Annotated in this window: 4 protein-coding genes; all 4 read left to right on the top strand. The window is 72.0% G+C overall.

What is annotated here, in order from left to right:
• Positions 1-80 precede the first annotated feature (80 nt).
• Complete coding sequence (locus FB00_RS04260) at positions 81-2978, top strand: family 43 glycosylhydrolase (protein ID WP_052877421.1); 2898 nt, start codon at positions 81-83, stop codon at positions 2976-2978.
• A gap of 150 nt (positions 2979-3128) precedes the next feature.
• The gene (locus tag FB00_RS04265) at positions 3129-5546 is read left to right on the top strand and encodes a family 43 glycosylhydrolase (RefSeq protein ID WP_047231545.1); all 2418 of its coding nucleotides are present in this window, start codon (positions 3129-3131) and stop codon (positions 5544-5546) included.
• A gap of 324 nt (positions 5547-5870) precedes the next feature.
• Positions 5871-10808 carry a family 43 glycosylhydrolase gene (locus FB00_RS22625; RefSeq protein WP_231581707.1) on the top strand — a complete coding sequence of 1646 codons (4938 nt, stop codon included), beginning with the start codon at positions 5871-5873 and terminating at the stop codon, positions 10806-10808.
• Positions 10809-10924: 116 nt separating this feature from the next.
• Positions 10925-13498, top strand: coding sequence for an immunoglobulin-like domain-containing protein (locus tag FB00_RS04280; RefSeq protein ID WP_197088738.1), 2574 nt, complete (start codon positions 10925-10927; stop codon positions 13496-13498).
• The last annotated feature ends 3 nt before the right edge of the window (positions 13499-13501 follow it).

The following is a 13501-nucleotide window of genomic DNA, read 5'->3' on the forward strand; positions in this document are numbered from 1 at the left end:
GCGCCTTTCGATATCGGTACCGACATCGATATCCCTCAGATGAACCCCACGACGGCAGGACCTCGACGAGGAGGAAGAACATGAGCAGACACCGGAGACGACGAGCCGCGGCGACGGTCGTGGCGGGCGTGCTGGCGCTCGGGGCGAGCCTGCCCGCGGCGCACGCCACCGCGACGGCCGACGACGAACCCCCGGCGGCGACCGCCCTCACCGGGCTGACCACGACCGACCGCGGCGACGGGACCTACGACGTCCCGCTCCTGCGCAGCGACGTCCCGGACATCAGCGTCACGCGCGTCCCCGCGGACGAGAACGACGAGGGCCGCGACCTCTACTACATGATCAGCACGACGATGCACCTCGCCCCCGGCGCCCCGATCATGAAGTCGTACGACCTCGTGAGCTGGGAGATCGTCGGCTACGTCTACGACCGGCTCGGCGTCGGCGACGTGTCGTCGCTGCGCAACGGGAAGAACGGCTACGGCAACGGGCAGTGGGCGTCCTCGCTGCGCTACCGCGACGGCACGTTCTACGTGGTGTTCAACACCAACGACCTCGGGGGGTCGTACCTCTTCCGCACGGACGACGTCGAGCACGGTGCGTGGGAGCGCACCGCGCTCGGCCGGGGGTTCCACGACCCGTCGCTGTTCTTCGACGAGGCCGACGGAGGGACGCCCTACATCTTCTACGGCTCGGGCGCGACGAGCGCCGTCCGGCTGAACGACGACCTCACCGCGATCGAGGCGGACTTCCCGAACATCTTCCGCGCCGCGGACTACGCGGGCGAGCCGTTCGTCGGCGGGCTGTTCGAGGGCGCGCAGGTGCACTACATCGACGGCGAGTACTACGTCGCGATCATCACGTGGCCCAGCGGCCAGAACCGGCAGGAGGTGCTGTTCCGCTCCCCGCACCTGCTGGGTCGCTACGAGACCGCCGACGGGTCGAACCCGTACGAGGCGCGCAGCGCGCTGAACTCCGACGGCTTCGCCCAGGGCGGGCTGGTCGAGGTGCCCGACGGCGCGGGCGGCTACGCGTGGTGGGGCATGTTCTTCCGCGACACCTATCCCCTCGGCCGCATCCCCGCGCTCATCCCCGCGACGTGGGAGGACGGCTGGCCCACGTTCGGCGACGACGGCGCCGTCCGCGTCGGCGACACGTTCGCCAAGCCGATCGTGCTGGACCCGGCGACCGAGCGCCGGGAGCGGCTGAAGAGCATCGTCGCCTCCGACGACTTCGCGAACGACGCCGAGCACCGCGCGTTCAGCGACACCGTCTGGGAGGTCCCCGACGCGCCCACGTACGACGAGTCGCTGCTCGGCGTCGAGCTCGTCGCCAACCCCGGGTTCGAGGACGCCGGGACCGCGCCGTGGGCCGCGCAGTTCGGGGCGACGCTGTCGCGCGAGACGGGCGGCGCGGCGTCGGGCACGGGCGCGCTGCGCGTCGCGGGCCGGACGCTCAACGGCTCCGGCCCGAACCAGCAGCTCGGCGGGAAGATCCAGGCGGGCGTGACCTACGAGGTCTCGGCCCGGGTCCGCTACGCCTCCGCGCCCGCGCAGGTCCGCTTCAACCTCGTCGGGGACTGGGGCGCGGGCGTCACCACGCTCGCGTGGGCGAACGCCACGCCGGGGGAGTGGACGACCGTGCGGGGCACCTACACCGTCCCGCAGGACGCGGACGTCCGGACCTTCAAGCTCGCGGTCGAGACGCCGTGGGGCAACCCGCAGCCGCCGTCGTCGAGCGTCGAGTACCTGCTCGACGACGTCTCCGTGGTCGGCCGCGCGCCGGACGTCGAGACACCCACGCTCGAGGAGGTGTCGTACAACGGCTCGGACCTCGACCTCGCGTGGCAGTGGAACCACGCGCCGGACAACCGGTACTGGTCGCTCACCGAGCGCGACGGCTGGCTGCGTCTGACCAACGGGCACGTCGTGACCGGCGAGGCGGAGTACACGAAGGCGCCCGGGCGCGACCTCACGTATCTCGAGGAGGCGCGCAACACCCTCGGTCAGCGCACGTTCGGCCCGACGTCGTCGGCCCAGACGAGGCTCGACGTCTCCGGCATGCTCGACGGCGACGTCGCCGGCCTCGCCGTCTACGGGCGCAGCTTCGCGTACGCGGGCGTCCAGCAGGTCGACGGCGAGCGCACGCTCGGTCTCGTCACCCGGCTCCAGCCGTTCACCGACACCATCGACCGCGAGGTGGTCGAGTCGTTCGTCCCCGGGTCGCAGGTCCCGCTGGGCGAGCGCACGGACGTGCACCTCAAGGCGGACGCGGACTTCGCCTCGCCGAACGGCCAGCTCTGGGTGCAGTACTCCTACAGCCTCGACGGGCGGACCTGGCAGCCGCTCGGTGCGCGCCAGGGGCCGCTCGTCATGGACTGGAGCCTGTCCCACTTCATGGGGTACCGGTTCGGCCTCTTCTCCTACGCCAAGGAGCAGACCGGCGGGCACGTCGACTTCGACCACTTCCTCCTCAGCGACGTGCTCGACGCCGACGGCGGCGCCGACCGGACGGCGCTCGACGCCGTCGTCGCCGAGGCCGAGGGGCTCGACCCGGCGGACTACACGGTCGAGTCGTGGTCCGCCGTCGAGAAGGGGCTCGCGTCGGCACGGGCCACGACCGCGCCGTCGACGCAGAACGAGGCGGACGCACCCGCGCGGGCGCTCGCGCTCGCCGTCGCGTCGCTCGTGCGGGCCGACGCCGCCGAGGTCGCGTTCACGGTCGAGGCGAGCGTGCGCGCCCTGGCGGGGAAGGACTACGTCGCCGTGCGCGTGACGAACGCCGAGGACGTGCCCGTGGACGTCGTCGTCACCACGCCGTACGGCAGCCGTTCGTTCGCCGACGTCGAGCCGGGCCGCAACGCCTACCAGGCGTTCCCGAGCCGCCTCACGAGCGTCCCGGCGGGCGAGGTGACGGTCTCGGTCACCCGCTCGACCGACGGGTCCACCGCGACCCGCACGGTCGCGTACGGCAGCTGACCCTGCCGCTGATCCGCCGGCGGGCCGCCCGGGCGGCCCGCCGGTGCCGACGAGAGGAGGCGCAGGACGACGGCGCGAACCGCCGTCGGCACGACCGTCCGCGCGAGACGCGCGGACGCGCAGGACACCCACATCGATCGAGGAGGATCCATGGACACGCACCACCGCAGACGACGTCGCCTGCGCGGCGCCGTCGCCGGGGCCGCGCTCGTGACGCTGCTCTCCGCGTCGCTCGCCGCGCTGCCGTCGTACGCCGCGGACGAGGAGCTGGTCGTCAACGGCGGCTTCGAGGACGGCACGACCGGCTGGTTCGTCAACAACGGCAACGCGACCGACAAGGCCGTGCTGTCGACCACCGACCAGGCGTTCGCGGGCGCGGCCGCGGCCCTGACCACCGAGCGCGCGACGACCGGCTCCGGTCCCATGCAGGACCTCAGCGGCAAGGTCCGCGCGGGCGAGACGTACGAGCTCACCGCGAGGATCCGGTACGACGCCGCCGCGGCCCCGGCCACCAAGCAGTTCTTCGCCACGATGCACTACGGCAGCGGGTCGTACACCAACCTGGTGAGCGTCACCGCGACCAAGGGCCAGTGGGCGACGTTCGACGGCCGGTTCACGATCCCGGCCGACCAGAACGTCGGCACCGCGCGGCTGTTCTTCGAGACGCCGTGGACGAGCAACCCGTCCGCCGACCCGGCGACGCACCTCATGGACTTCGTGCTCGACGACGTCTCCGTCGTCGGCGCGGCCCCGCCCGGGCCGCCCTCGAAGACGATCGAGGTGCTCGGCAAGCTGCCCGGCGAGCACAACCCGCTCATCTCCCACAAGTTCGGGGCCGACGGGTTCGGGTTCGTCGAGGACGGGCGCGTGTACATGTACATGACGAACGACACGCAGGGCTACGCGCCCGACCCGGTGACGGGCGTCTCGCCGCAGATCAACTACGGCAGCATCAACCAGATCACGCTCATCTCGTCCGAGGACCTCGTGAACTGGACGGACCACGGCGAGATCCAGGTCGCGGGGCCGCAGGGCGTCGCGCCCTTCACGAACAACTCGTGGGCGCCGGGCATGGCGAAGAAGACGGTCGACGGCGTCGACAAGTACTTCCTCTACTACGCCAACGGCGGCGGGTCGTCGAACGTCATCACGGGCGCCTCGCCGCTCGGACCGTGGACGAGCGAGCGCGACAGCACGCTCATCGACGGGCGCACCCCGGGCGCCGAGGCCGTGGCCTGGAAGTTCGACCCGGCACCGCTCGTCACCGACGACGGCGCGTACCTCTACTTCGGCGGCGGCCCGGCGTCGACGTCGATGCCCGCGGCGGAGCGGTTCAACAACCCGAAGAACATCCGCGTCATCGAGCTCGGCGACGACATGGTCTCCACGCAGGGCACGGCGGCCGTGGTGGACGCGCCCGTGGCGTTCGAGGCGGCGCAGGTCTTCGAGCGCGACGGGAAGTACTACCTGTCGTACTCGTCGCACTTCGGCGGCAACGACTTCGGCGGCAACCAGGTCACGCTCCCGGGGTACCCGGGCGGCGGGCAGATCGGCTACATGATCTCCGACGACCCGATGTCGTTCCCCAAGGAGACGTACGCCGGCGTGATGTTCCCGAACCAGTCGCAGTTCTTCGGCGCGGGCACGGGCGGCAACAACCACCAGTCGGTGTTCGAGCTGGACGGCAAGTACTACTTCACGTACCACGCGCCCACGCTCAACAAGCGCGTCAACGGCAGCACCACGCAGGGCTACCGCAGCCCGCACATCCAGGAGCTGACGTTCAACGCGGACGGCACGGTCCAGCAGGTCGTCGGCGACTACGCGGGCGTGGACCAGGTCAAGGACCTCGACCCGTTCCAGGTGCTCGAGGCGGAGACGTTCGCCTGGCAGCAGGGCCTCACCACCGCGAAGGTCGACGGCGGCTCGGCCCAGTTCGGCGCGCAGGCGCCGAACCTCGTCGTCCGCGACGTGGACGACGGCGACTGGTCGGCGCTGTCGTCGGTCGACTTCGGCGACGGCGCCGCGAGCGTCACGGCGCGCGTCAAGCCGCTGGTCGAGGGCGCCACGGTCGAGGTGCGCCTCGACGACCGCGAGGGCGCCGTCGTCGGGACGCTCGACCTCGACACCCCGGTGGGCGAGTGGGCGGACGTGACCGCCGCCCTCGAGGGCGTGAGCGGCGTCCACGACGTGTACTTCACGTTCGCCGGTCCCGCGGGCGTCGACCTCGTCGAGGTGGACACGTGGGAGTTCGCGGCCGACGCCGCCGGCCCGGTCGTCGAGCTCGACGTGACCGCGTCCGCCCGCTGCCTCGCGGGCAAGGCCTACGTGGCGGTGCGCGCGACGAACCTCGCCGACGTCGTGGCCGACGTCGAGCTCGTCACCCCGTTCGGCACGCGCGTCGTGCGCGACGTCGCGCCGGGGGCGAACGCGTACCAGTCGTTCGCCGCGCGGTCCGCGTCGCTCGGGGCCGGGGTCGCGACCGCCACGGGCACCGCGGTGCTCGATGGCGCCACGGTCGAGACCGCGCACGAGGTCGCGTTCGGCGCTCTCGCCTGCGGGGACTGAGGGCGGACGGCGCGCACGTCGCGTCCAGACGTCCCGCGAGCGGGTCGGCGTCACGGACGCCGGCCCGCTCTGGCGCTGGTCCGCCCCGTGCGTCGAGTGATGCGCTTCCGCTCGAGTGATGCGCGTCTGTACGCATCGCTCGAGCGGAAACGCATCGTTCGCCCGACAGGTCCCAGCCCGGAAGGAAAGTCGACAACGGTTTCGACGGGAGAGGTCGCCTCTGACCCTCGCCATGTTTGCGTTCACATGTTAGCGTTCACACGCGCGTCCGACGGCGGACCCGCGACCGGCGTCGACGCCGGGCACGACGACGAGGAGTCACCGATGACCTCACGCCACGAACCACCCCCGACGCCCGCGGAGCCCCGCGCCCGACGCCGGCGCCGCTCGCTCGCGGCGCTGCTCGGGCTCGCGCTGGTCGCACCGCTCGCGCCCGTGGGCGCGGCGGCCGCCGGCCCGATGCCCGCGGCGCCCGCGCCGGTCCCCGCCGCGGCCGAGCCGACCGCGGACGGTCTGCGGCTCTGGCTCCCGCTCGACGAGACCGAGGGCACCGTCGCGCACGACGCGTCGGGTCACGGCCTCGACGCCGCGCTCGTCGGCTCGGGCGGCGGGTGGCGCGCGGGACAGGGGCTCACGTTCGGCGGCGCGAACCACGTGGACCTGCCCGACGACCTCCTGGCCGGCTACGACGCCGTGACCGTGAGCGCGGACGTGTGGGTCGACACGTCGCTGAGCGGCAACTACTTCTTCTACACCCTCGGCAACCCGGCGGTCGGGAGCCCGCAGTCCGGGAACGGCTACCTGTTCTCGACCGGGAACGCGAACTACCGCGCGTCGATCTCCGACCTCGCGTGGGGCCGCGAGCAGAACACGGCCAAGGCCCCCGCGGGCGCGCTCCAGCGCGGCGTGTGGAAGACCGTCACCTACACGCTCGGCGGCGGCACCGCGCGGCTGTACGAGGACGGCACGCAGGTCGGGCAGAACACCGCGGTGACCATCACGCCCGGCGCGATCGGCGGCGGCACGACGACCGCGAACGCGCTCGGCAAGTCGGCCTACGCTGCCGACAACCTCTTCAAGGGCCGCATGAAGGACTTCCGGCTCTACGACCGCGCGCTCACCGCCCAGGAGGTCGCCGGCCTCGCGTCGGACGCCGCGCAGGACGCCGTCGCGGCCGACGCGGCCGCGCTCGACCTCGGCGACACGAGCGCCGTCGTCACGGACCTCGCACTGCCGGCGAAGGGCGTCGGCGGCTCCGCCGTCGCGTGGGCGACCTCCGACGCGGACGTCGTCTCGGCGAGCGGTGCGGTCACGCGCCCCGCGGGCGACGAGCCGGCGACCGCGACCCTCACCGCCACGGTGACGCTGCGCGGCGCGACCGAGACCCGGACGTTCGACGTCACGGTACTGCCGGGCGACGGCGACCAGGCCAAGGCCGACGCCGCGGCCGCCGCGCTCGAGGTGACGAACCTCGACGACGTGCGCGGCAACCTCACGCTGCCCACCACGGGACTGCACGGCGCGAGCGTGACCTGGGAGTCGTCGTCGGGCACGATCGCCCCGACGGGCGAGGTGACGCGCCCGGCGCACGGCGAGGACGCCGAGACGGTGACGCTCACCGCGACGGTGACGGTCGGCGCGGCCACCGCGACGCGCGAGCTCGAGGCCCACGTCCCCGCGCTGCCCGAGCAGGAGGACCTCGCGGGCTACCTGTTCTCCTACTTCGTGGGCGAGGGCACCGCCACGGGCGAGCAGGTCTACTTCGGCCTCAGCCAGGGCAACGACCCGCTGAAGTACCAGAATCTCAACGACAACCAGCCGGTCCTCACGTCGGAGCTGGGGGAGAAGGGCCTGCGGGACCCGTTCATCATCCGCTCGCCCGAGGGCGACAAGTTCTACCAGATCGCGACCGACCTCAAGATCTACGGCAACGGGAACTGGGACGCGTCCCAGCGCACCGGCTCGAAGTCGATCATGGTGTGGGAGTCCACGGACCTCGTGAACTGGACCGACCAGCGGCTCGTGCAGGTCTCGCCCGACACCGCGGGCAACACGTGGGCGCCGGAGGCGTACTACGACGAGACGATCGGCGCGTACGTCGTGTTCTGGGCCTCGAAGCTCTACGCGGAGGACGACCCGGACCACACCGGCAACACCTACAACCGCATGATGTACGCGACGACGCGCGACTTCGTGACGTTCAGCGAGGCGCAGGTGTGGGTCGACCCGGGCTACTCGGTCATCGACTCGACCGTGACGCTGCACGACGGCCAGTACTACCGCTTCACCAAGGACGAGCGGAACAACACGTCGTCCACGCCGTGCTCCAAGTTCATCCTCGCGGAGAAGGCCGCTGAGCTGCGCTCGACGGACTACGACTTCATCACCGACTGCATCGGCAAGGCGAACTCGCTCGGCGGCGGGATCAACCAGGGCGAGGGCCCGACGATCTTCAAGTCGAACACCGAGGAGAAGTGGTACCTCTTCATCGACGAGTTCGGCGGCCGCGGCTACGTGCCGTTCGAGTCGACCTCGCTCGACGCGGCCGAGTGGACCATGTCCACCGACTACCAGATGCCGTCGCGCCCGCGCCACGGCACCGTGCTCCCGGTGACGCAGGCCGAGTACGACCGACTGCTCAGCACCTACCAGCCCGACGCTTTCGTCGAGTCCGTCGAGGACGTCGCCGTGACCGTCCAGACCGGGTCCGCCCCGGTGCTGCCCGCGACCGTCACCGCGACGTACGCCGACGGGTCGACCGGCCCGGCGGACGTCACGTGGGACGCGGTCGACCCGGCGTCGTACGCGCAGGCCGGGTCGTTCGAGGTCGCCGGCACGCTCGGCGGCGGGGTGAGCGTCCGCGCCCGCGCGGTCGTCACGGTGACCGACGACGTCGTCCCGGTCGAGGGCCTGAGCGTCACCCCCGAGTCGCTCGAGGTGGGCGTCGGCGGCACGCGACAGCTCACCGCGACGGTCACGCCGGCCAACGCGACCGCACGCGCGATCACCTGGGCGTCGGACGACGCCGATGTCGCCACGGTCTCGGCCGACGGCGTCGTCACGGGCGTCGGCGAGGGCCACGCGCTGGTCACGGCGACGACGGCCGACGGGTCGCACACCGCGTACGTCGCGGTCGAGGTGACCACGGAGATCCCGGGCCTCGTCGTGCGGTACGCGCTCGACGAGACGAGCGGCACGTCGGCGGCGAACACCGCGCCCGGGTCGTCGTTCGGCCCGGCGACGCTGACGAACGGCGCGGCGTTCTCCGGCACGGGCGAGGGCGTGACCCTCGACGGGACGGACGACTACGTCGACCTGCCGGACCACCTGCTCGCCGGGCTGACCGACGTCACGGTCGGGCTCGACGTCAAGGTCGCCACCGACCAGGCGACGCCGTACTTCGTCTACGGCCTCGGCAACACGAGCGGCACGGCCGGCAACGGGTACCTGTTCACCACGGGCAACGCGTACCGCACGTCCATCGCGACGGGGAACTGGACCACCGAGCAGACCGTCACCAAGAACGCGAACCTCCAGCGCGGGGTGTGGAAGCACCTCACGTACACGCTGTCCGGCACGACGGCCGTGCTCTACGAGGACGGCGTCGAGGTGGGCCGCCAGACCGGCGTCACCATCGACCCGAAGGACATCGGGAACGGCTCGACGCTCGCCAACTACATCGGCCGCTCGCTGTACTCGGGCGACCGGTACCTCAAGGGCTCGGTGCGCGACTTCCGGATCTACGACCGCGCGCTCACGGCGGACGAGGTCTACCAGGTCGGGGCCGACCACACGGCCGTCACGGGAGCCGAGCTCGACGCGCTCAAGGTCCCGGCGATCGTCGACGGGGCGAGCTCGACCGTGACGCTCGCCGTCGAGCCGGGCACGGACGTCTCCGCGCTCGCGCCGGTCCTCACGGTCTCGCCGCGCGCGACGGTCACGCCCGGGAACGGCTCGGTGCAGGACTTCACGCAGCCCGTGGAGTACACCGTGACCGGGCCGGACGGGTCGTCGCGCACGTGGACGGTCCAGGCCAAGCAGATGGGCAGCCCGGTGCTCCCCGGGACGTACGCGGACCCGAACATCGCGCAGTTCGGCGACACGTTCTACCTCTATGCCACGACCGACGGCACGCCGGGCTGGGGCGGCAAGGACTTCTACGTCTGGAAGTCCACCGACCTCGTCACGTGGGAGCGCTCGGAGCAGCCGTTCCTCACGCTCGACGGCACGAACGGGAACGTCCCCTGGGCGACCGGCAACGCGTGGGCGCCCACGATCATCGAGCGAGACGGGAAGTACTACTTCTACTTCTCCGGCCACAACCCGACGTACAACCGCAAGACGATCGGCGTCGCGGTGGCCGACAGCCCCGAGGGCCCGTTCACGGCGCAGCCGACGGCGATGATCACCAACGGCGAGGCGGTCACGTCCGGCCAGGCCATCGATCCGGCCGCGTTCCGCGACCCGGAGACCGGGAAGCACTGGCTCCTGTGGGGCAACGGCGGGCCGTCGAACGGCCCGGTCATGGCGGAGCTGAACGACGACATGACGTCGATCAAGCAGGATACGCTCCGGCGCATCCCCGGCCTGACCGACTTCCGCGAGGGCCTGTTCCTCAACTACCGGGACGGCGTCTACCACCTCACGTACTCGATCGACGACACGGGCTCGGAGAACTACCGCGTCGGCTACGCGACGTCGGACAGCATCGACGGCCCGTGGACGTACCGCGGCGTGATCCTCGAGAAGGACGCCTCGCAGGGCATCCTCGGGACCGGGCACAGCTCGATCCTCAACGTCGAGGGCACGGACGACTGGTACATCGCGTACCACCGGTTCGCCATCCCCGGTGGCGACGGGACCCACCGCGAGACGACGATCGACCGCCTGACGTTCGGCGACGACGGCCTCATCCAGGAGGTCGTGCCGACGCTCGAGAGCGTGGACCCGGTCGACGTGGCCCCCACGCCGCGGGTGGAGCTGACCGTCGAGGCCGCCCCGCGGTGCCTCGCGGGCAAGGTCTACGTCGCGGTGCGGGCGACCAACGCGGGCGACGTGCCCGCCGACGTCACCCTCACGACCCCGTACGGCACGAAGACGTTCGCGGCCGTGGCCCCGGGGGCGAACGCGTACCAGTCGTTCGCGACCCGCGCGACGTCGGTCCCCGCCGGCACGGTGACGGTCACCGGCACGGCCGTGCTCGACGGCGCCCCGGTCACCACGCCCTACGACGTCGCCGTCGCTGCCCACACCTGCGGCTGACGACCCCGCCGAGGTAGAGCCGCAGGTCGCGAGGTAGAGCTCCCGGAGCTCTACCTCGCGACCGCGGGTTCTATCTCGCGGCACGACCTGCATCTCGACGAAGAGAGGACGACATGATGTCGATACACCGAGGACGCTCGGCGCTCGCCGCCGGGCTGGTGGGGGCGCTCGCCGTCTCCACGCTCGCCGCCGCGGTCGCCGCACCAGCGGCCGCAGACGTCGGCGGGCCCACCGACGACGGGCTCGTCGCGTGGTACCCGCTCGACGCCGCGAGCACGACCGGCGGCACGACGGCGAACCGCGCCGAGGGCTCGACGTTCGGCCCGGCCACGGTGGTGGGCGGGACGGCGACGGCCGACGGCACGACGCTCGACGGGACGGACGACTACGTCGACCTGCCCGACCACCTGCTCGCCGGGCTCACGGACGTCACCGTGAGCCTCGACGTGCTCGTGAGCCAGGACCAGGGCACGCCGTACTTCGTCTACGGGCTCGGCAACACGAGCGGCTCGAACGGCAACGGGTACCTGTTCACGACCGGCAACGCGTACCGCACGTCGATCGCGACCGGGAACTGGTCGACCGAGCAGACCGTGACCAAGGGCTCCAACCTCCAGCGCGGCGTCTGGAAGACCCTCACGTACACGCTCACCGGCACGACGGCGACGCTCTACGAGGACGGCGTGCAGGTCAAGCAGGCCACGAACGTCACGACCGACCCCGGCCAGATCGGCGGCGGGCAGACGACGGCGAACTACGTCGGCCGCTCGCTCTACTCCGGCGACCGCTACCTCAAGGGCCAGGTGCGCGACTTCCGCCTCTACGACCGTGCGCTGAGCCCGGCCGAGGCGGCCGAGCTCGCGGCCGGGACGTCGTCGGCCGCCGCGGACGCCGACCTCGCCGCGCTCGACCTCGGCGACACGAGCGCCGTCACCGCGGACCTCGTGCTGCCCACCACGGGCGCGCAGGGCTCGCTCGTCACGTGGACGTCGTCCGACGCGGGCGTCGTCAGCGCCGCGGGGAAGGTCACACGGCCCGCCGCGGGTGAGGACGACGCGACCGTGACGCTCACCGCGCTCGTCACGCGCGGCGCCGTCGCGCGCACCGCGCAGTTCGACGTCACCGTCCTCGCGCACCTCGCGCCCGCCGAGGCCGTGGCGTGGGACGCGAGCCACGCCGTCGTGCCGCACCTCGACGACGTGCGCGGCAACCTCACGCTGCCCGCCGACGGGGCCAACGGCTCCGCCCTCACGTGGGCGAGCTCCGACCCCGCCACCGTCTCGGCCACGGGCGAGGTGACGCGGCCCGCCCACGGCGAGCCGGCGGCCGTCGTGCGGCTCACCGTCACGGCGACCAAGGACGGCGCGACCGCGACGCACACCTACGACGCCACGGTCCGCCCGCTGCCCGCCGAGGCCGACTACGCGGGCTACTTCTTCCCGTACTTCGAGGGCGAGAGCACCGCGGACGGCGAGTCCGTCTACTTCAGCGCGAGCAACGGCAACGACCCGCTCGACTGGGTCGAGCTCAACGACGGCGAGCCCGTCCTCACGTCGACGCTCGGCGAGAAGGGCCTGCGCGACCCGTTCATCATCCGCTCGCCCGAGGGCGACCGGTTCTTCCTCCTCGCGACCGACCTGCGCATCTACGGCGGCAACAACTTCGGCAACGCGCAGGAGCGCGGGTCGCGCGCGCTGATGATCTGGGAGTCGACCGACCTCGTGCACTGGTCCGACCAGCGCATGGTCACGGTGTCGAGCGCGTACGCGGGCAACACGTGGGCGCCCGAGGCGTTCTGGGACGCGCAGCGCGGCGAGTACATCGTCTACTGGGCCTCGGCGCTCTACCCGACGACGTCGACCGACGGCCGCCGCATCGCCGACTCCTACCAGCGCATGATGTACGCCACGACGCGCGACTTCGTGACGTTCTCCGAGCCGCAGGTGTGGATCGACGAGAAGCGCGGCAACGGGCTCGGGATGATCGACTCGTCGATCGTCGAGCACGACGGCACGTACTACCGGTTCACCAAGGACGAGGCGTACATGATCCCGCGCCTCGAGAAGTCCACGGACCTGCGCTCGACCGACTGGGACCTGGTCGCCGAGAAGATCGGCTACGGCCAGCCCAACCCGTGGGGCGGCACGCTCACCGCGGGCGAGGGCCCGACCGTCTTCAAGTCGAACACCGAGGAGAAGTGGTACCTCTTCGTCGACCAGCCGAGCTACCACGGCGGCCAGGGCTACCTGCCGCTCGAGTCCACCGACCTCGACTCGGGCGTGTGGACGTCCGTCGACGCCCACCTGCCGAGCAGCCCGCGGCACGGCACCGTCCTGCCGATCACGGCCGCCGAGCACGCCGCGCTCCTCGCGGCGTACGGCGAGCAGGAGCCGGCGCCCGAGCTCGACCTCGCGGTCGAGGCGACGTCGCGGTGCCTCGCCGGCAAGGCGTACGTCGCCGTGCGCGCGACGAACGGCGAGGACGTCCCGGTGACCGTGACGCTCACGACGCCGTACGGCGAGAAGACGGTCGCCGACGTCGCGCCGGGCAAGAACGCGTACCAGTCGTTCGCGGCGCGAGCCACGGCGGTCCCCGCCGGGACCGTCACGGTGACCGGCGTCGCGACCCTCGACGGGAAGGAGGTGACGACCACGCGCGAGGCGCAGGTCGACGCGCTCGACTGCGCCTGACAC

Origin of the sequence: Cellulosimicrobium funkei (assembly GCF_001019615.1) — a bacterium.
Classification (GTDB): domain Bacteria; phylum Actinomycetota; class Actinomycetes; order Actinomycetales; family Cellulomonadaceae; genus Cellulosimicrobium; species Cellulosimicrobium cellulans_E.